The sequence below is a fragment of the Flavobacterium sp. TR2 genome, assembly GCF_025252405.1.
Taxonomy (GTDB): Bacteria; Bacteroidota; Bacteroidia; order Flavobacteriales; family Flavobacteriaceae; genus Flavobacterium.
Window position 1 is genome coordinate 2075498 of sequence record NZ_CP104307.1, and the last position, 18923, is coordinate 2094420.

The following is an 18923-nucleotide window of genomic DNA, read 5'->3' on the forward strand; positions in this document are numbered from 1 at the left end:
AACTGAGCAGAAATAGGAAAGTTGTGGTTTGATTAAAGATTAGAAAACACGATATTAATGCGGACACCTACCACAAGGTACAGTATGTTGTGGTTTGATTAAAGATTAGAAAACACGATATTACACACACATATACAGTTGCTGGCGATTAGTTGTGGTTTGATTAAAGATTAGAAAACACGATATTGCTAGAGTTCCTAATATTGAGCAGGATACAGTTGTGGTTTGATTAAAGATTAGAAAACACGATATTGCAGACAGAACTCTTATTACAGAACCTGACGTTGTGGTTTGATTAAAGATTAGAAAACACGATATTAGACATAGTCGGGTCAGTAGGACCGTCAGGTTGTGGTTTGATTAAAGATTAGAAAACACGATATTTTCACTAAACGACAAATAACCACGATTGCCGTTGTGGTTTGATTAAAGATTAGAAAACACGATATTCATAATTAACGATTTTTAGTGCAAAGCACAGTTGTGGTTTGATTAAAGATTAGAAAACACGATATTAAGACATAGTCGGGTCAGTAGGACCGTCAGGTTGTGGTTTGATTAAAGATTAGAAAACACGATATTTCGATGGTATCTTATTATAGATAACATCAGTTGTGGTTTGATTAAAGATTAGAAAACACGATATTCCAATGGGGAGCCATAAACCATCAATTTGGGTTGTGGTTTGATTAAAGATTAGAAAACACGATATTTGGGCATCAAATCCGCTCAGCACGGTGCAGGTTGTGGTTTGATTAAAGATTAGAAAACACGATATTGGAATTATATGGACAAATGAACGAAATTGGGTTGTGGTTTGATTAAAGATTAGAAAACACGATATTATCAGATCGTTAATACAGCAGAAGAAAATGGTTGTGGTTTGATTAAAGATTAGAAAACACGATATTTGGAAAACGTAATATCGTACCCGATACAGGGTTGTGGTTTGATTAAAGATTAGAAAACACGATATTACTAAGCCAAAAACATAAAGGCGGAAAAATGTTGTGGTTTGATTAAAGATTAGAAAACACGATATTAGTCCTGCGTCAAACATACTAGCGAGACCGGTTGTGGTTTGATTAAAGATTAGAAAACACGATATTTGACTCAGATTTTTAGATCATGGAAGGTAAGTTGTGGTTTGATTAAAGATTAGAAAACACGATATTAAGTTCTCAATCAATATTTTAGCAGAGTATGTTGTGGTTTGATTAAAGATTAGAAAACACGATATTCTATATCGGTTATAAGTATCTCCATATTAGGTTGTGGTTTGATTAAAGATTAGAAAACACGATATTGTTGCGTTATACAATCATTTGACAGGCAAGGTTGTGGTTTGATTAAAGATTAGAAAACACGATATTTATGTACTGGATAAGGCGCGTGTAAGCAGTGTTGTGGTTTGATTAAAGATTAGAAAACACGATATTAGTTGATGTCTTTTCTGTTGATATATAGGTTTTTAAGCTGAAATATCGTTTAAAAAAATGCTTCTTTTATGGATTGATACCCCATGATTGAGGCATTTTTTTATTTCTATGTTTAGTTTTTGGACTAATACGCTTTAAAATAATTCTAATTGGGTGGGCTGCGGTGCTGAGGGCAAGGTTTCTTTTCCCCAGAAGTTTAAAATATTTCCGAACTGTTTGTCGGTTATTCGCAATATGCTCACCTTTCCTGAAGGAGGAAGAAGTTTATGGATTCTTTTTTCATGAACGTCTGCACTCTCACCGCTTGCGCAATGTCTTACATATACAGAATATTGCATCATCGAAAAGCCATCTTTTAATAGATTGTTTCTAAATCCAGATGCATTTCGTCTATCTTTTTTTGTTTCCGTGGGCAGATCAAAAAAAACAAAAAGCCACATTATTCTATATCCGTTAAGCTCCATAAGGCTGGATATTTAATTTTTTTTCGATTTCCTGTGAAGCATTGTTGGAGTGAACTTGCAGTTTTTTGCAAACCTATCATTAAAGGGCTTTTCTCATCTTTAAAATAAACTGTCCTAGTTAGTATTTGTAATAATTCCGCCTTAATAGCAGTGTTTAGTTCTTGCTCCTTAAAATTTTGCATAATTTCAAAGACTTTTTCATCCACAATGGGACGAAATGGTTCCATAATGTCATCAGCAAGTGCAAAAGCATTGTATTTACTTTTATGATGAATTCCCAATGTATTAAGTAAGCCACTTCCGGAAAGAGCTCTTGCAGTTGCAGCTCTTAAAATTGCATATCCATAATTCAGGAAATTATTAGGATAGTTTCCATAACGTTCTCTTTTAATTCCATCAAATTCTAAATTAGGTTGTGGAAAATATTTCCAATATTGCTGTGCAGCTACTCCTTCCATATTAGATGAATCTCCGCTTAACACTTTGCTGGCTAGAAATGCAAAACTATTTTTAGAGTCTGTTATTTTTTCAAGCAATTGCCCTTGGTTTTTAATTTTTTCAATTATTGTTTGTTGCCATAGTTGTTTTTTTAATGGTATAGAGGCTTCGATTTGATTTTTGAATATTTCCTGCTGGATATGATGACTATTAAGGTTTAACAGCATTCCGTTGGGTAGATGATTCTTTCCACAGATAATAATTGAGATGTTGTTTTCAACGAGTAAATTCATAGCAGGGATGCTTAGGTAGATTTCATTATGATCGAGAACAAGAAAACCGATATCTTCAATTGGGACACTACTATCTTTCATTTCTGATTTTAGTACTAGCTGATTATTTTTTGTCGTTATTGAAATTTTGTTTTCAATTAAAATAGTTCGTTTTAGCATAAGATTAATTTAAAATTACTAATAGCTGTAGACTGCACATAAGGATGGTAAATTTCGGCTTTAAAGTAATGTTGCTTTTACGGTTTTCCATAATTTAGGAATAAAGCAAGATGAAAGTTTATTAATATTATACCTTACTTGTTTGCCAACATTTAATAAACTAAAAGTGTAAATAATGTACACTAAAACTGTAATTTATTATCTTTGTAGTGATGAATAAAAATCTTTACATAATTGCAGGCTGTAATGGTGCTGGCAAGACTACAGCCTCATTTACAATACTTCCCGAAATATTAAACTGTAAGGAGTTTGTAAATGCGGACGAAATTGCCAAAGGACTTTCTCCTTTCCAGCCTGAAAAAGCTGCCTTTGAATCGGGAAGGATAATGCTTCACCGAATCAATGAATTATTAGCCAACAATGAAGTCTTTGCTTTCGAAACGACTTTGGCCACAAAAAGCTATAAGCAGAAAGTGATTTCGGCTCAGGAAAAAGGCTATAAAGTGGTTCTTTTATTTTTTTGGCTCGACAGTGTTGATCTGGCAATCGAGAGGGTCAAGACGAGGGTTCAGGAAGGTGGACATAATATTGAAACCGATGTTATTAAACGCAGATATAAAAACGGAATAGCCAATTTATTTGATATATATTTGCCTATAGTTAATGAGGCATTGATTTTTGACAATACAGCTGTAAAAGCTGAATTATTAGCTCAAAAAACTTTAGGCAATGACATTGAAATTATAAACGAAATCAAGTTCGATAAACTCAAAAATGACCAATCATGGGAGAACACAAAACAACAACGACACCGACTCAGAAGAAGATTATAGAGGCAATGGATAAAGTTTCTGAAAAATTAATTGAGTTTAAAAAGAAAAATAACAGCGATCTCGTTGTAATGCAGGACGGTAAAATCGTAAGAATTAAAGCCAGCTCTTTGTAAAATATTATTTCAATAACAGCGCAAAGCTCTCAGAAATGGGAGCTTTTTTTATTTGCAGACTAAAAAATTATTAGGAAAATAATTAAACTAAATCTACTTTCGCATAAGCTGGGAAATGTTTGAAGGACTTTCTTTTATATAGAGATTTTTTGCAAGTGGTCATTCATTGTATAGAAAAATTTTACCGACCCTTATAAGTATAAGTACAACGGGAAAGAGCTTCAAGACGAGCTGGGGCTTAACATGTATGATATGGATGCTAGACAATATGACCCAGCAATTGCTAGATGGGTTGTTCACGACCCAATTGTTCATTATAGCCAATCTCCTTATAGTGGATTTAATGGAAATCCAATTTATTGGGCTGACCCGAGTGGAATGGCTGGTGCACATTATAATTGGAATACAGGTGGTTATGAAAACGGTTCAGGGCAAAGTATTTCTTTTTCAGAAGCAATGGGAAGTTATGGTTTAAATACGGATGGTAGTAAAAAAACTGATTCAACTGAGAGTACATCTGAGAGTACAACTTCACCAGCAAATATTAACCCTAAAGATGCTTTTGGTTATGAAAAAAAATATCCTCGTACGATGGCAGTCCTTAGACAATTAAGAGGATATGTAAAAGCAAATCCAGAAATACTAAAGAAATTATCTAAGTGGTCAGGTTATTCAACTATGGAGGTTTTGGAAAAATTAAAATATTCAAATAGTAGTATATTGATGGAAATTAGCGAATTAGAAAGTAAGAACCAATATAATCCTCCTGGCTATACCGAAAGCAGCAAATTTTTTTACCTTAATATTGAGAACGCTGAAATGTTCGAAACCATTAAAAAAAATGATGAATTACAAGTGTATTCTTTTTTTATTGCAGTTACCATATTACATGAATTTATTCATGTTGGAAGAAGAGTAAATAATTTAAGAAAATTTGATACTGATGAAATGGGTTGGGGATGGGAAAGAGATACATTTGGAGGACATGTAATCAATCCTGGGTTAATCGATAATGATGCTTATAATTATTTCACTGAAAATAAAGGACTAGTTAAAAAATACAAATGGAGTTTTAAAGATTCATATAAATTACCACCACTTTTCTAAAAAAAAATATGATAAAAAATATGAGAAAAAAATGCATTTACTTAGCGAATTTTTGTTGCTTGTTATTAGTGATTTCATGTAAAAAAGAAGTTATTGTTGAACAGCAAAATGTTAAGGTTAATTATGGGCAGAAGTTTATTGAAGATAATTTTTTAAAAATAGTAGATACAATTGCATACAGTAGGGGAGCATTCATAACTACTTCAAGCGATTCTATTTCATATCCTAGATTATCAGTAAAATTATTTCAAAAAACAAAATATCTTAAAGGATTGGAAGAATCGACAACTGCTTATTTTAAAGAGAATAAAGATTTAGGAATAGTTTTTAAAGATGTTATAAATAAAAAATCTTATTCAATAGTCACTTTAGATTCTAATTTTCCGAAAAGTATAGGTAAATATTACTTTTTCTTTAATGAGAATGAACAAGACAAAACCATGAAATATGCTGGAAGAATCGATATAGAGAACTTTAAAATATATAAAAATAAAGCTGTATTGTTATTATCCAAATCAGTTGGACATTACGGAACCACAGAGATTGTATTTCTACTAAAAGAGAATGGTATATGGAAAATTTACAAAAGAGAAGTTTTAGCTGAGTCGTAGGTAGGTGTATCAGATGTGTTGGTGGTTAATTAATGCCTCTAACATTTGCAGGAAATCAGATATTTATAGTAATATCGCATAAAAATTAAAACAGCCTTCGGGCTGTTTTTTTTTATTTTAGGTAATGTATCAGATGTGTTGGTGGTTAATTAATGCCTCTAACATTTACAGAAAATCAGATATTTATATTAATATAGCATAAAAAATAAGACAGCCTTTGGGCTGTTTTTTTATTTTATAATGCCTTAAATCGAAAAAAATGGAGTCAAACCAGACTAGGTGTTACAGATGTGTTGGTGATATTCGAAAGATGATAAAGTATGGAAAGACAAAGTCTGGCAGTCAAAGATATATTTGCAGAATATGTGGGAAAACTAGAGTTGAAAAATATAATTATCAAGCTTATAGGGAAGAGATGAACCAGAATATTATCCAATTAACCAAAGAAGGTTTAGGAATAAGAAGCACGGCAAGAATACTGAAAATATCAGCCACAACATTATTGAAAAGAATCGTTTTTATCGCCCGAAATATTACCAAGCCGATTATCAGCAAAGGCAAAACGTATGAAGTCGACGAGCTGTGTACTTATATCAGACACAAGAAAAATTATATCTGGCTGGTTTATGCTTTGGAAAAGAATTCTAAAAATGTGGTGAGTTTTAATGTAGGCAAACGAACCAATAAAACTCTGAATCGTGTTTTGGAAACTCTTAAATTATCAGAAGCAAAAAAGATATTTACTGACAGATTAAAAAACTACAAGTATCTAATTAATGAGAAAATGCATTCTGTAAAGCGTTTTGGAACAAACCATATTGAAAGAAAAAATTTGACGCTCAGAACCCATCTGAAAAGACTCAACAGACGTACAATATGTTTTAGCAGAAGTTTAGCTGTTTTTAATGCTATTTTAAAGATTTATTTTTGGATTTGAGCAGTAAAATAGTAAGTTTATCCTGCAAAATCATGTTCTTAAAATTTTTGTATTTAACAGGCAAAACCTTGTAAAAATAGTTGCAAACCCTTATAAGTATAAGTACAATGGAAAAGAGCTTCAGGATGAGCTACAGCTTAACACTTATGACTATGGTGGAAGAAATTATGACCCTGCACTTGGTAGATGGATGAACATTGATCCAATGGCAGAAATGTCAAGACGATGGTCACCATACAATTATGCTTATAACAATCCAACTAGATTTATTGACCCAGATGGTATGCTCTCACAAGATGTTATTAATGAACTGTGGAGTAAGTCAGATGAAAATAAAGATACCAAATGGACAAATAGTGGAAATGGAACTTTTACACATGGAAATGATGTTGTTGATGCCAATGAAGAAGTTGATGGTTCTGATTCTGGTGATGATGGACCTGGAGATGATAAAAAAAAGCAAGAAATTGTTAAAAATGCCAAAAGTAAAGATAAGTCGACTAGTTATTCATACGAAGGTAGTAAAGATGATTTTGCTGAAGAGACAAATAAATGTAATAAATTTGTGTATGATATATTAAAAAAGACTGGTGTCGCACCATCTCTTAGAAATGGACATTTCTTAAAAAGATTAATTGGACTGGGCTCACCTGTAACTGCGGGTCAATGGGCTGACCCAAAATATCAAATCCCAGGTTGGATAATAGTTAGTTCACCAGAGGCAGGTGATATTGTTGCTATAACAGGTAATTTTTCTAATGCGACAGGGCATGTTGCGATTATGATTTCAAGTACAGAATCAATAGGTGCTGGACACAATGAAGTTCATGTCACTGATTTTGGTTCTAATAAAAGCCATTACGATAATTTCCCTGGCAACAAAGGTTATGTTTATAGAAGATACGTTGGAGGTGCGGGCGGTACAATGCCAAATACATACATGAATCCAGCATACAAACAATATCCTTAAAAATAATTTATCATGAAATACAAAATTACAATTATCATTATTAGTCTTATTACAATACTTTTAATACTTTATATGTTTGTTTTAAGATGCAATCGAAAACTACCTGAACTATCAAACTATAATATTGTCAGTAATACTGGAACAATAATACCTGCAAAATTATATTCGAGGATTGTCAAATCTAATATTGATGGTAATGAAAAAATTATTAATGAGTTTATTCTATGTTTTAACGATGCACTTATATCAAATAAACTGAACGTGTCTGGTGATGAAAAGTTATATAAATATCTTGTTATTGTGCCTGATTTAAAAGTAATAGGATTAGTTAATCATGCAAAGTCACTAAAAGAAAAAGATATTTATATTTGTCAGACCGATGACAAAGCTGATAGCTTTACTTCTATGATAAATAATCGTACGTTTTATAGTAATCCTCCAATAAAAGAAGCAAGTTTTACTAGAGAAAAAATTGTCTTCAATACTTATGGAATATTGAAACAATTTGGAGATAGTATAATTATTGAAATTGGCAATAAAAACGTTAGATAATTCACATTTCACAAAAGCAAAGAAGCCATTCCATAACGGAGTGGTTTTTGCTTTTATGGCAGTGGTAGTGTATCAGATTAGGTGTTTTTATATGTTAGTAATTTAACTAACTGAGAGAGAATATAAATTTGTAATTATTAAATAGAAAAATAGACGACCAGCTGGTCGTCTATTTCATTTTTTATCTTCTAATAAGCATTTAAATGCTTTTGCTTTGCCATATTGTTTCAAATTAGGTCATGAAAAAAATATGGATAGACTAATGAAAATTGGAGGTAAAGTTGACGCCATTTTTACACTCTTAACTATTCTAAATTCCCTTATAAAGTCTCTTTTTCTTTTTTTGTTTAAATTGTTTCGAAACATAATCTATTATTTTTTCTCCTCTTAGCAATATATCGGCCAGATTTTCTTTCACATATTCTTTTAATTCAATATTTTGAAAATTTTCAGAAGCAGTTGAAAGACCGCTTTGATGTTTTCTCTCAAGTGCAAGAATGTTCAATGCACAGCTTTTCTGAATTCCCTGTGCAGTGAATTCTTTTCCCAGACTGCTTCCATTGAAAACTGACTGTGTTTTAAAGTCGATAAAAGTAATTCCATAAAGTTTTCCCTCACTGCTTTTTCTTAAAACAGTATGAATGGATTCATCTTTGAGCTTTTCGGATAATCTCTCGACCGAAGTTATTCTTTTATCAAAAAAAGCCTGTCTCAAAGCATTTTTTACACGGCTTTTGCAATATTGCTTCTTTGATTCATTTACCCTGAATTTTTCCTCCAGAAATTTTAAAGTTGGTCTGCTGTAGAATTCGCTGGCTTTTATCGGCACGCCTATCGGTTTCGAATTCTGGTCAAGTATCTTGTAAAGCAGTCCATTGTTTTTAAAAACTCTCGATTCTTCGCTCCCTCTGTCAGCATGAACATTATAGAGGTTCAAAATGGCATTGAGTTCAGGCAGGCTTGAATATTTATAGTCAAATAAAACCTTGTTTAAAACTGAATTGATCGCCTTTCTGGACTCTGCTTTTCCGTATTGGACTCTGTCAACATCTATCGGATTTAATGAAAAGTTTTCTTTCTGTTTTCTTCCTTCGGCTTTTACAAGCCCGAAAATTTCTTCAATTTCTTTTCGGGCAGGTTCTGATTTTCTGATCCCTAATAAATGCAGATCGATTCTTTTTCCGTCTCTCTGAATGTTGTTTGTCACGATATGGCAGTGCGGATGCCCTGCATCATAATGCTGATACACAAGATATGGCTGTCTGCCGAATCCCAGTTTTTCCATATAGGTGTCTGCAATTTCAGCCAGTTTTTCTTTCGAATGATTCTCCGAGGGATCAAAGTTGAGCGAGATATGCACCGAATTCCGCTTCGTATTGGTATTGAGTTCTGCCAGTTTTAGAAAGCGGTTTAATTTTGAAGTGAAATTCAGTTTTTCCAGCTCCAGCGGATAATTCACAGCACTTATGCATTCAGCTTTTCCGAGCTCAACTTTATTTTCATTGTAATTCAGAATGCCTCTTATGGACGAGCTTGTTTTTATCACTGCAACCATTTTTCTGCTATTTTCTGGGTGTGGCCTGAGACCTCTTCCATTTTATCAAAAAGTCTTTTTCTCTGGATTTCGAACAGATAAAGATGCCCTTTAAAATCGGAAACTGTGTTGAGCGTGTTTATCTTTCTGGCAATCTGATTGATATTATTGCCGATTGCCCGCAATTCGGAAGTAAGTATAGCTGTTTCTTCCATCAAATCGTCTAAAGACTGGTTTCTGTAAGTGGCAACAATGGGTTTGTCAAATAAGTGTCTTCTGATGTGGTCACTTAATTTTCGGCAGGTGCTTGCTTTGAATCTTTTTTCCAGTTCGGCATACTCCAAAGGAGTGAATCGCAGTCCCACGATTCGTGTTCTGTTTGAATTTTCTCTTTTCATCATCTTTCATTTTCATTATTATCAAACTCTTTGCTTTTAAGTTTCTCCACCGCCGAGTTCCGAGGCAATGGGTGGCAAGATAGGCGGTTGTTAAACAACCGTTCATCTTGCTGATCACAGGAACGAGGTGATCTTTGGAGATTTTTAAAAGCAGGCTTCTAATTTAAATAAAATATTTGAATCGATCATGCGTAAAATATGTGCATGATGGCTGTAGAATGTTACAATGAAATACTTAAAAAAGAAAAAGGAAAAAAAGAAAGCAGTCTTTAATTGGACAGTCAGACAGTTGAAGTGCTATAAGTCCCGAAGGGCATTTTTTGAGGAACGAAGAAAAATGTTATGCGCACTTCTCTGACTGTGTCCAATACCTTGCTTTGCTTTTTTTCTTTTAACAATAATTTTTAAATTTTAAGATTGTATCTACTATATTAGCAGATATAGATTTTTGAATTATAGTGTAAACGGCTTTAAGCTAAAAATAAACTTTTGTAAACCGTCATTTTATCTACGCAAAATTATTGCGTACAACTTTTATATTTTTGATTCGAAATAAGGAAGTATAATATTAAAATCGGACAATATTTATGACAGAAAGATTTGAGATAAAAGGTTTATGGTTTTTACCGAGTAACAAAGACAAAAAAGTTTCAGGTGTATTGAGATTTGATCCTGTCGAAGGTTCTTATCTAGAATTAATAGGGGCTTTAGACGAGAATATAAGTCTTCAGGATTTTAATTCGTTAGACAATGGTGCTATAATTTTAGGAACTTCTGTTGACAGTGAATCAATCACACTTTATCATTGTTATTTGAGCTCTAGAGAAATAAAATCAGTACGTAATGAAATAGCTGGGCCAATAAAGGAAACGTTTTTCGTTAACTTCATTTTAAATGGCTACCATTTTGAAAATGAAGAATCTTTTAAATTTAATACTATTGCGAGTTCACTACAAAATTTTGATGAGTGGCTCGATATCTCAGGTTTTCAGATTGATAATGAAACAACGATTGAAAATTCATATAGCATAAATTATATAAAACCAAAAGACATTCAGTTTGATCTTCATGAAAACCATAGCGGGAAATTTACTTTTCATGTTTCGAGACCTCATGTTTATTCTCAAAAACATGAATATATCATTCAAGAAGCATGGTTAGAGCTTAATTCTAAAAACGAAATCGGTTTACAAGAAATGCGTCAATTGTTAAACCGTTTTCAAAATTTTCTGACTATGGGGATATACCAAAGCGTTTACCCTTATAAAATTATTCTTTATAATAATAATTTAAAAAACGATTTTGGTATGGCTGGAAAATATAGAAAACCAATTAAATTTTATTATTCAAGTAGCCGTCAAAGAAAAAATAAAAAAGAAAGACATTCATTTGAGATGCTTTTTAATTATACGAAAATTAAAGATGTTTTTCCGTCAATTATAAAAAACTGGTTTGAAAAGTATGATCGATTAAGCCCTGCTTTTAATCTTTTGTTTGATCAATTTTATAATGGAGCAGTATTCAATGAAAATACATTCCTCAATCTTGCACAATCAGCAGAAACTTTGCATTCAAGAATTTATGATCATACAAAAATACCGAAGGAAGAATATGAGGCAATGAAAAAAGAAATATTAGAAAAATTACCACAGTATCATAACTGGATGAAAGAACAGCTACACTTTGGTAATCATCTAGATTTATCACAAAGACTAACAGAATTAACTGAGAAATATTCTAATGACGTAATAGATAAGATTATTCCAGAAAAAGCTGATTTTGTTAAGCAAGTAAAAAATCTACGAAATTATTACACTCACTATAGCACATCCCTAGAAAAAAAAGTAATTCCTGAAAGAGATTTACTGTTTTTATCTGAAAGATTAAAAATGTTACTAGTAAGTGGATTTTTATTTGAAATTGGTATTCCTAAAGAATTGTCAAGTATACTATTCAAAAGTGCTAGTCCTAACTTATTTAGGCATTTAGTTCCTTGATATGGACATAAACATAGAATAGCAATTATTCAAAAAAATAAAGAGACTCATCAGTCTCTTTATTTTTTTGAATTAATATATATTTTAAAAGCTTATTTGGCTTTCAGTAATTTTTCCAAATATTCGACTTTGTCTTTTTCTGCTTGAACCAAACGTTCATAAAGCTCAACAACCTTATCTAGCGGATTAAAGTTAATAGTGTCTTGTCGCCCAAAATTATTATTTGCAACAGCTTCATTAAAAGTGTTGAAATAATTAATTACGCCTTCATCAGAAAAGTTTTTAATGGCCTCCACACTTACATCTAAAGCTTTTGCCACTTCTTTTAATTTTTCATCATCAATGGTTTCGCTGTTTTCCAAAATAGAAACAGTCTGCTGGTTTGTTCCCATAGCCTGTGCGAGCGCTTCCTGTTTCATGTCTTTCAGTTCACGGATACGGCTGATCTTGCGCCCCATGTGATTTGGTTTTGTTAATGTACTCATAGCTCAAAGATAATAATTAAGAATAAAAAAGTGGGATTCATGTATGATACAAAAAATCTCATGTACGGTACGGTAAAATTTGATGCCGTACCGTACAAGTAATTGCTTACTTGCCTGTGTGTTAAACAAAAATACAATTTTTCAGACAAGTATTAACTAAAATGAGTAAAATTATGAAAGCAATTCAAAACACCGCATCCGACTTGATTTATCGAGTTATTTCACAGAGCATCGATCCGATAGGCATTTACTGTTTTGCAGAGAAGAAAAGCAGTTATACTTTTAATGAGCCTTTTCAGAAGCCCGTCCAAAAAGAAAAGCATGTCCATCTTTATCTGCTGGTCATAGCGGAAGAGTTTGAGGATAACATAGGCAATGACCTCACCGATAAAATAAAGAGCAGATCAAGAGGACAGATCACGGTAACCATTCTCATGCACAGCCTGAGAAACATCGTCAAATTATATGGAGACCAGCAGTATTTCTTCTGGAATATTTTTAAGAATGCGCAGAGAATCCATATAGATGCATACAGATCGCCGATAATCTGGGCTAAGAATCCAGAAAAGAGATATGTAAAAAGCACTTCAGCATACGCAGGAGACAGAAGAAGTGTTACTGCATCGATCTGGGATCTTATCTATAATAACGACCAGTATTTTTCCTATGAAGTCAGAATGTGCTCCCTTCATCAGATAGTTGAACAGACCTGCCTTTCCCTTATAAGGGTATTTCTGGGATATACGCCTAACCATTTTTCTCTGGGCTACTTATTTGAGCTTTGCGAATACTTCACGAGTTTGACTTCTGAATATTTTCCCCGAAACAGCAGGGATGAAAAAAATATGTTCAAGCTTTTGAAAAAGAACCCAAACACGCTTCGATTCAGCAGAAGGAACAGTTTTGATTATCTGTACTATGGGCTGATGGAAGACAGATGCCGTGATTTTATGAAAGAGGCAGAAGTTCTGATTCAGAAAGAACTGGAGAGGCTTGAAGGAATTCATCAGGATGAAGCTTTATCAGCATAAAAGCCGAAGTTATGGAAACCGATGAAATCAAAAAACTGGAATACATCAGGGTGTTAAACGGAAAACTGCTTAATACCCTGAAAAAAGCAGAGGATAAAAGAGGGATGTATAATGCAGAGATCAGGGTATATGGCTATTGCGAACTCGGTTCTGTTGTCAGAAACCTGATGAAGCTGTGCATTATCGCTTTAGATCATGACAGCGCAGAAGTTCCGCCTACGATTCAAAACCAATACATTGATGTTGGGCTTATACTGGGTATTGCACTGCAGTTATTTCCAGTTGACGAACTTGAATTTTTAAATGAGATTACGGATCTGTTTTCAGAAAATAAAGAAGAAACAGAATAGCCGACATAAAGTTTTAATATTTAAAATTATGGAAACTGATAAAATAAAAACGCTGGAAGAATTTAAAGATTTTGCATCTTATCATTTTAAGCTTCTGAAACCTGCCAAGGACAAAGACGGGGAATCAATACGTGAGATAAGATTTTACGGTTATGCAGATATGACTTGTCTTGGAGTGAATCTGATTAGAATGTGCCTGAATGTTGTTTATTCGGATGAACTGGATAACAGGGAGATTTATATAGGCTCTGTTCTGGAACTTGCCCTTCAGCTGATTCCAAGTGCGGAAATAGAGGTTCTGGATGAAATATACAGAATGCTCAATGAAAAGAAAGAAGATAAATGAATACTGGGCATATCAATGGTTTAAGTACCGTTTTCATGAACATATTATGTCCATGACATTGAGAGAAAAGCATTTTATCTTTGTTGAAATCATAACATTGTATTGAGTGATGATAGGTAAGTTTTACTTATGATCCTCAGTTGATTAGGTTTTATATTTGTATTATCCCCACCATATTTTGATCAGGATAAAATGAAAAAAGTTTTTTAACTTTAGAGCGGACAGTGATTGTGGAACAAAAAAGACCGAGATTCGGTCTTTTTTTAATGAAGAGGAATTTCAAATGGAGAAGGATGGAAGAGAAGAAAGAGGAAAAATGACGGCAGAAAAGACCAGAAAAATGCTGAAAGATGAAGGAGTGGAAGTGACGCTGGAACAGGCGGTAATGATTTTAGAATTTTTAAGAAAACTGGGAAACATGGCAGTTTCAAACTATTTAAAGAAAAAAGATGAGAAAAATAGCAGACCTATACGTGAGAGTGAGTACCGATGAACAGGCAGACAGGGGCTACTCGCAGAGAAATCAGGAAGAAATGCTTCGCAAGTATTGCGAAATAAATGCAGTTGAAATAAGATATGTTATTTACGAAGACCATTCGGCAAAGACATTCAACCGTCCGCAGTGGAAGAAACTGCTTGCGGATTTAAAGAAGCATAAGAATAAAACCGATCTTCTCCTGTTTACCAAATGGGACAGGTTCAGCAGAAATGCGGGAGATGCCTACCAGATGATCAGTACGCTGAGAAAATTGGGAGTTGAGCCTCAGGCTATAGAACAGCCTTTGGATCTTTCAATACCCGAGAACAAAATGATGCTGGCTTTTTATCTGGCTGCTCCCGAGGTGGAGAATGATAGAAGAGCCCTGAATACCTTTCACGGAATGAGAAGAGCTAGAAAAGAGGGAAGATACATGGGAATTGCTCCCATTGGATATGTTAACCGAGTTAAAGAAGACGGCACAAAATATATTGCATTCGACCAGCCAGAAGCATCTATTTTAAAATGGGCTTTTGAAGAACTTTCCAAAGGAATCTTTAATACGGAACAGGTGCTTCACATGGCAAAAGAAAAGGGGCTTAAGGCAGGCAAGAACCATTTCTGGAGAGCGATCCGCAACCCGCTTTACTGCGGAAAGATCGAAGTTCCTAAATACAAGGATGAGGAACGCACATTAGTGAGAGGACAGCATGAAGCATTAATATCGGAAATGCTTTTCTATAAAGTTCAAGACGTGCTTGACGGAAGATCCCGCAAATATCTTCCAAAAGCTCTTTCAGCCAAGCCTTTTCCGCTGAGAGGTTTTTTTATCTGTCCCGACTGCGGAAAAATACTCACGGGTAGTATATCTAAAGGACGACATAAATATTATCCTTATTACCATTGCAGTGCAGGTTGCAGATACAGGATAAATTCGGAAACAGCCAATGAGATATTTATACAAAACCTGAAAAAGTATATGCCGATTCCTGAAATTAAAAATATCTATGCCAATGTCATAGGCGACTGTTATAAAGAGCAGATTAAGGATGTCTTAGAAGAAAAAAATAAAATTATAAGCCAGATCAAAGATTATGAAGCCAGAATCTCAAATGCAAGAGATCTACTTGCAACAAAACAGATTGAAGCTTCGGACTACCGAGATATGAAGTCAGATTACGGAGAGATGGTAAGAAGGCTTGAATTAAAATTATCTGGCATCGATGATGAGAATAAAGATATTCAAGAGCTTTTAAAAGCGGGAGTAGAGAACCTAATGAAACTTAACGAATATTATGAAAATGGCAACTGGATTGAATCGAGAGATTTATTAGGTTCGATTTTTCCTGAGAATTTTACGATCTCTGAAAACGGGTTTCGAACCGCTAGAGTAAACGAAGTGGTGCATCTCATCTACAGTATTAACAGGCTTATAGGGCTAAATAAAAAAGGGACAAAGAAGAAATTTTCTTCTTTGTCCCAATTAGTAGCGGGAACAGGACTCGAACCTGTGACCTTCGGGTTATGAGCCCGACGAGCTGCCTACTGCTCTATCCCGCGATGTTTCGGGTGCAAAGATACACACTAAATACGGTTATGCAAGTTATTTTAGGAATTTATTTTTTAAAATTTTTACAAAAGACGATTTTTCTTAAATTTTATAATCCAGTAATTCTTGGTAAACGTTTCCCTTTAAGCCTAATAGCAAGCCAAATGCAGGTTCTGTTTTTATACCGCTTTCTTTCAGTTTTATAATCTCTAACCTAAAGTTTTCATCTTTAGAACGAAGAATTTGGTCTTCAATAACCATATGTCTGTAGCCATTTTGACGTTCTGTCGGAATATTTTGCCCGAAGATTTCTATTTCGAAAGTTTCAATAAAGAAGTTTGCAACAACCGATTCCTGATGATCAATTACGGTTTCGCGAATCGAAAATTGGTTTTCTTTTTCAAATAGATATTTAATTCTTTCTATAAATGCGGCTTTGTTGTTCCAACAGCAGACAATATCCAAATCGCTGTTTTCAATATCGATATTTATCGGAATTGTGCCAACCAGAATAGGGTCAAACTCGGCAAGATTTTCTAAAACTTTATATTTGGTCAAAATATGAAAGCCTGCCTGCTGTTTGGGGAATCCTGTTTTTAAATAAGATATGTCTTTGAAATTAATCATTGATAATATCATTTTTTTCTTCGTTGATTTCTTGTTCCAATCTTTTGCGAATATCAATTTTAGCATTCGTGAAAACAAAAATTGTAGTTCCGTATTCCCGTGCATATTGATTTGTTATTTGACCGCCAATAGCAGCCGTTTCAAAATACGGACTAGTTTCTTTATGCTCTTCATTATTTTCGTCAAATTCCTTAACGCGAATTAGATTTTTGTACGAAATGCTAAGATCAAACCAATTCAAATAATCAGCGTTGAAAGAAACGGCTTTGATTCCTTTTTTCGAATAAAAATTAATGGCTCCCGCTTGTCCGTAATTATCGCAGAGGATGATGGTCTCTTTTTGGTTGGGCAGTAATGCGTAAAGCGAATCTGTTTTTCTAGCCAATTCTTTCCAACCCAGCATATCGGCAAAATCTTGAGGTAACTGGTGGTCTTTTCCGTCTTCCCAGCGAAGCATTCCCATTTTTTTATATTTCTCAGAATGCGCCACCATATATTCAGGATTTTTATTTGGAAAAGCAATATTGTACATCGGAATAAAAAACAATAACGGAATTAGGATAAAAATAGGTTTCAGAAAACGTTTCCATCTGCTGTTTAAGATCTCCGATAAAAATACAGCTCCAAAAGCAATGTAAATAGGATACAGCCCAATGGCATAGTACGCTTTTGCTTTGAAGTACATAAAAATTAAAAGTGTGAAAACAAACGCTGCAAAAAAGAGCTGATACTTTTTGTAAGGCTGATAAAATAAAACGGCATAAAGTCCGGCTAAAATCACCAGCAATCCGCCGATAAAAAAGAGAATCTGCTCTTTCAGAAAATCGGCTCGATCTACATTAACCAATTGGGTTTCGGCCAATTCTTTCATATGATGCACAATAGGAAAATGATTGCTGTATTGCCAGTAAAGATTTGGCAGAATTAGTGCTAATCCTAAAATCAAGGCAAAATAAAACTCTTTTTTTGCGAGTATTTTTCGCTGTTTAGAAAGTAAAATGGCAGGAACTAATCCGAGAAACAAAAATACGATGTTGTACTTATTCAAGAAACCGAAAGCAAAAATGATTCCGCCAAAATAAAGCCATTTTGTATTTTCCGAAGTAATATATTGTATCAAAATATAATAAAATGCAGTCCAGCACAAAACATCAAGAGAGTTGGGCTGATACAGCGTATTTAGACGCAGCAAACACGAAAGCAATACGCATAAAGCACCAAGAATTAAGGCGTAAAGGTTTCCTTTTAAGAGTTCTATAGTTTTCCAGACAATCAAGAGCGTTAGTGCGCCAAAAAGGGCAGGGAAGAATTTGACCCAGAAAATCGAATTTCCAAGAAGCGAAATTAGATACGAAAACCAGGAAGTGACAGGAGGAACAGATAAATATCCCCAAGCCAAATGATTTGCCTGGTCGAGATGAAGATATTCGTCACGCTGTAAATCGTATTCTGGACTAATTAAAACATATTGAAGAATGAATTTTAAAATGATAAACCCAATTAAAATAAATGTTTTTTTATTCATGTAGATTTCGGTTTCTTAGGTTTGTTTCGTTTTTTGTGTTGTAAGTGGTTTTTCAAGCAACGCTTAATTCTGTAGCTAAGATAGGACTTATTTTGATTTTTAAATATTTGGAATGTTTTTTAATAAAATAGTCTAAAGCGCGGGTTTTTAGACGATTATGGTTTTGAAATGTGAATCGAATTAACATTTTTATTACCTTTAGTATCAAGCAAATAACTTTAAAAGTAAATATCATGAAAAAGAAATTATTGATTTTAGCTGTCTTTTTAGGGACAATTTCATTTGCAAATGCACAAAGTATAGGAGACGTTACAAAAGCGGCCACTAAGGCATCTACAACAGCAGTGCCTGCGTTTGATGTTGCGAGTATCTCAAATCAGGTTATGGGGGTGCTATCTCCAAAATTGAAATTAACCGATGCCCAAATACCGGTGGTAAATTCATTGGTAAACGAAACTCTAAACAAAAAGAAAAATATTCTGCCTACAATGGCTACTGATAAGGCAGGTTATACTTCTAAAATGACGACCACAAGAGAGTCTTTTATTTCCAAAATGAAAAAAAATATTAGTCCGACGCAATTTGATGCACTTACAGCTTTATTGCCAAAATCTGCTTCGGCAGTAACGCCATTGGCAAAAATGCTTTTTTAAATGAACTTAAAACAAAAAAAGCAAAATAGGATTC

General features: G+C 33.8%; 21 protein-coding genes, 1 tRNA gene and 1 CRISPR repeat array (1 of these 23 cut by a window edge). Of the genes, 14 read left to right on the forward strand and 8 right to left on the reverse strand.

What is annotated here, in order from left to right; genetic code table 11:
- A CRISPR array of direct repeats spans window positions 1–1439; the repeat unit is 36 nt; unit sequence GTTGTGGTTTGATTAAAGATTAGAAAACACGATATT (it extends 836 nt beyond the left edge of the window).
- A gap of 134 nt (window positions 1440–1573) precedes the next feature.
- Together cas2 and cas1 are read right to left on the reverse strand one after the other, a co-directional pair.
- Entirely contained in the window at window positions 1574–1903 is a 330-nt protein-coding gene (gene cas2, locus N4T20_RS09405) for a CRISPR-associated endonuclease Cas2 (protein ID WP_260672768.1), read from the reverse strand.
- Window positions 1879–2793 (reverse strand): type II CRISPR-associated endonuclease Cas1, encoded by a 915-nt coding sequence (gene cas1 / locus N4T20_RS09410; RefSeq protein ID WP_260672769.1) that lies wholly within the window; start codon window positions 2791–2793, stop codon window positions 1879–1881. Before cas1 ends, cas2 begins: the two co-directional genes overlap by 25 nt.
- Before the next feature lie 212 nt (window positions 2794–3005).
- Between cas1 and N4T20_RS09415 the strand changes: the two genes are divergently transcribed.
- The 7 genes from N4T20_RS09415 to N4T20_RS09445 all read left to right on the forward strand — a co-directional run bounded on the left by N4T20_RS09415 (window position 3006) and on the right by N4T20_RS09445 (window position 7916).
- Window positions 3006–3626 (forward strand): zeta toxin family protein, encoded by a 621-nt coding sequence (locus N4T20_RS09415; RefSeq protein WP_199174577.1) that lies wholly within the window; start codon window positions 3006–3008, stop codon window positions 3624–3626.
- Entirely contained in the window at window positions 3578–3739 is a 162-nt protein-coding gene (locus tag N4T20_RS09420; protein ID WP_260672770.1) for a hypothetical protein, read from the forward strand. The genes N4T20_RS09415 and N4T20_RS09420 overlap by 49 nt, the downstream gene beginning before the upstream one ends.
- Before the next feature lie 252 nt (window positions 3740–3991).
- Window positions 3992–4846 carry an RHS repeat-associated core domain-containing protein gene (locus tag N4T20_RS09425; protein ID WP_409559630.1) on the forward strand — a complete coding sequence of 285 codons (855 nt, stop codon included), beginning with the start codon at window positions 3992–3994 and terminating at the stop codon, window positions 4844–4846.
- A gap of 8 nt (window positions 4847–4854) precedes the next feature.
- Window positions 4855–5457 (forward strand): hypothetical protein, encoded by a 603-nt coding sequence (locus N4T20_RS09430; RefSeq protein WP_260672771.1) that lies wholly within the window; start codon window positions 4855–4857, stop codon window positions 5455–5457.
- Window positions 5458–5716: 259 nt separating this feature from the next.
- Window positions 5717–6394, forward strand: a complete 678-nt coding sequence (locus N4T20_RS09435; RefSeq protein WP_260672772.1) for an IS1 family transposase — start codon at window positions 5717–5719, stop codon at window positions 6392–6394.
- A 76-nt stretch (window positions 6395–6470) separates the two neighbouring features.
- Window positions 6471–7364, forward strand: coding sequence for an RHS repeat-associated core domain-containing protein (locus N4T20_RS09440; RefSeq protein WP_260673105.1), 894 nt, complete (start codon window positions 6471–6473; stop codon window positions 7362–7364).
- Window positions 7365–7376: 12 nt separating this feature from the next.
- Complete coding sequence (locus N4T20_RS09445) at window positions 7377–7916, forward strand: hypothetical protein (RefSeq protein WP_260672773.1); 540 nt, start codon at window positions 7377–7379, stop codon at window positions 7914–7916.
- 310 nt (window positions 7917–8226) lie between these two features.
- Here N4T20_RS09445 and N4T20_RS09450 read toward each other — a convergent pair whose 3' ends face one another.
- Window positions 8227–9471, reverse strand: coding sequence for a relaxase/mobilization nuclease domain-containing protein (locus N4T20_RS09450; RefSeq protein ID WP_260672774.1), 1245 nt, complete (start codon window positions 9469–9471; stop codon window positions 8227–8229).
- A complete protein-coding gene (locus N4T20_RS09455) occupies window positions 9459–9851 on the reverse strand; it encodes a MobC family plasmid mobilization relaxosome protein (protein ID WP_260672775.1) in 393 nt (130 codons plus the stop codon). Before N4T20_RS09455 ends, N4T20_RS09450 begins: the two co-directional genes overlap by 13 nt.
- Before the next feature lie 584 nt (window positions 9852–10435).
- Between N4T20_RS09455 and N4T20_RS09460 the strand changes: the two genes are divergently transcribed.
- Window positions 10436–11845, forward strand: a complete 1410-nt coding sequence (locus N4T20_RS09460) for a HEPN domain-containing protein (RefSeq protein WP_260672776.1) — start codon at window positions 10436–10438, stop codon at window positions 11843–11845.
- Between the two features lie 92 nt (window positions 11846–11937).
- Here N4T20_RS09460 and N4T20_RS09465 read toward each other — a convergent pair whose 3' ends face one another.
- Window positions 11938–12330, reverse strand: a complete 393-nt coding sequence (locus N4T20_RS09465) for a helix-turn-helix domain-containing protein (RefSeq protein ID WP_260672777.1) — start codon at window positions 12328–12330, stop codon at window positions 11938–11940.
- A gap of 173 nt (window positions 12331–12503) precedes the next feature.
- Here N4T20_RS09465 and N4T20_RS09470 point away from each other — a divergent pair, with 173 nt between their 5' ends.
- From N4T20_RS09470 to N4T20_RS09490, 5 genes are all read left to right on the forward strand, one after another.
- On the forward strand, window positions 12504–13361 hold the full coding sequence (locus N4T20_RS09470; RefSeq protein WP_260672778.1) for a hypothetical protein: 858 nt from the start codon (window positions 12504–12506) through the stop codon (window positions 13359–13361).
- Between the two features lie 11 nt (window positions 13362–13372).
- Window positions 13373–13711, forward strand: a complete 339-nt coding sequence (locus tag N4T20_RS09475; RefSeq protein WP_260672779.1) for a hypothetical protein — start codon at window positions 13373–13375, stop codon at window positions 13709–13711.
- A 28-nt stretch (window positions 13712–13739) separates the two neighbouring features.
- Window positions 13740–14057: a hypothetical protein gene (locus N4T20_RS09480; RefSeq protein ID WP_260672780.1), complete on the forward strand. Its 318-nt coding sequence runs from the start codon at window positions 13740–13742 to the stop codon at window positions 14055–14057.
- 283 nt (window positions 14058–14340) lie between these two features.
- Window positions 14341–14550, forward strand: a complete 210-nt coding sequence (locus N4T20_RS09485) for a hypothetical protein (RefSeq protein ID WP_260672781.1) — start codon at window positions 14341–14343, stop codon at window positions 14548–14550.
- Window positions 14507–16063, forward strand: coding sequence for a recombinase family protein (locus N4T20_RS09490; RefSeq protein ID WP_260673106.1), 1557 nt, complete (start codon window positions 14507–14509; stop codon window positions 16061–16063). Before N4T20_RS09485 ends, N4T20_RS09490 begins: the two co-directional genes overlap by 44 nt.
- On the opposite strand, the gene N4T20_RS09495 is transcribed toward N4T20_RS09490, so the two are convergent.
- From N4T20_RS09495 to N4T20_RS09505, 3 genes are all read right to left on the reverse strand, one after another.
- Window positions 16023–16095 (reverse strand) — tRNA-Met (locus N4T20_RS09495). The two genes, N4T20_RS09490 and N4T20_RS09495, sit on opposite strands and share 41 nt — an antisense overlap.
- A 91-nt stretch (window positions 16096–16186) precedes the next feature.
- Complete coding sequence (locus tag N4T20_RS09500; protein ID WP_260672782.1) at window positions 16187–16711, reverse strand: DUF4269 domain-containing protein; 525 nt, start codon at window positions 16709–16711, stop codon at window positions 16187–16189.
- Window positions 16704–18236, reverse strand: a complete 1533-nt coding sequence (locus tag N4T20_RS09505) for a glycosyltransferase family 39 protein (RefSeq protein ID WP_260672783.1) — start codon at window positions 18234–18236, stop codon at window positions 16704–16706. Before N4T20_RS09505 ends, N4T20_RS09500 begins: the two co-directional genes overlap by 8 nt.
- A 233-nt stretch (window positions 18237–18469) precedes the next feature.
- Here N4T20_RS09505 and N4T20_RS09510 point away from each other — a divergent pair, with 233 nt between their 5' ends.
- Entirely contained in the window at window positions 18470–18889 is a 420-nt protein-coding gene (locus N4T20_RS09510) for a hypothetical protein (RefSeq protein ID WP_260672784.1), read from the forward strand.
- Window positions 18890–18923: the final 34 nt, after the last annotated feature.

Coding starts and splice junctions, on each gene's coding strand:
- cas2 (WP_260672768.1), bottom strand. CDS start 1,903: ATGGAGCTTAACGGATATAGAATAATGTGGCTTTTTGTTTTTTTTGAT.
- cas1 (WP_260672769.1), bottom strand. CDS start 2,793: ATGCTAAAACGAACTATTTTAATTGAAAACAAAATTTCAATAACGACA.
- N4T20_RS09415 (WP_199174577.1), top strand. CDS start 3,006: ATGAATAAAAATCTTTACATAATTGCAGGCTGTAATGGTGCTGGCAAG.
- N4T20_RS09420 (WP_260672770.1), top strand. CDS start 3,578: ATGGGAGAACACAAAACAACAACGACACCGACTCAGAAGAAGATTATA.
- N4T20_RS09425 (WP_409559630.1), top strand. CDS start 3,992: ATGGATGCTAGACAATATGACCCAGCAATTGCTAGATGGGTTGTTCAC.
- N4T20_RS09430 (WP_260672771.1), top strand. CDS start 4,855: ATGATAAAAAATATGAGAAAAAAATGCATTTACTTAGCGAATTTTTGT.
- N4T20_RS09435 (WP_260672772.1), top strand. CDS start 5,717: ATGGAGTCAAACCAGACTAGGTGTTACAGATGTGTTGGTGATATTCGA.
- N4T20_RS09445 (WP_260672773.1), top strand. CDS start 7,377: ATGAAATACAAAATTACAATTATCATTATTAGTCTTATTACAATACTT.
- N4T20_RS09450 (WP_260672774.1), bottom strand. CDS start 9,471: ATGGTTGCAGTGATAAAAACAAGCTCGTCCATAAGAGGCATTCTGAAT.
- N4T20_RS09455 (WP_260672775.1), bottom strand. CDS start 9,851: ATGATGAAAAGAGAAAATTCAAACAGAACACGAATCGTGGGACTGCGA.
- N4T20_RS09460 (WP_260672776.1), top strand. CDS start 10,436: ATGACAGAAAGATTTGAGATAAAAGGTTTATGGTTTTTACCGAGTAAC.
- N4T20_RS09465 (WP_260672777.1), bottom strand. CDS start 12,330: ATGAGTACATTAACAAAACCAAATCACATGGGGCGCAAGATCAGCCGT.
- N4T20_RS09470 (WP_260672778.1), top strand. CDS start 12,504: ATGAAAGCAATTCAAAACACCGCATCCGACTTGATTTATCGAGTTATT.
- N4T20_RS09475 (WP_260672779.1), top strand. CDS start 13,373: ATGGAAACCGATGAAATCAAAAAACTGGAATACATCAGGGTGTTAAAC.
- N4T20_RS09480 (WP_260672780.1), top strand. CDS start 13,740: ATGGAAACTGATAAAATAAAAACGCTGGAAGAATTTAAAGATTTTGCA.
- N4T20_RS09485 (WP_260672781.1), top strand. CDS start 14,341: ATGGAGAAGGATGGAAGAGAAGAAAGAGGAAAAATGACGGCAGAAAAG.
- N4T20_RS09490 (WP_260673106.1), top strand. CDS start 14,507: ATGAGAAAAATAGCAGACCTATACGTGAGAGTGAGTACCGATGAACAG.
- N4T20_RS09500 (WP_260672782.1), bottom strand. CDS start 16,711: ATGATTAATTTCAAAGACATATCTTATTTAAAAACAGGATTCCCCAAA.
- N4T20_RS09505 (WP_260672783.1), bottom strand. CDS start 18,236: ATGAATAAAAAAACATTTATTTTAATTGGGTTTATCATTTTAAAATTC.
- N4T20_RS09510 (WP_260672784.1), top strand. CDS start 18,470: ATGAAAAAGAAATTATTGATTTTAGCTGTCTTTTTAGGGACAATTTCA.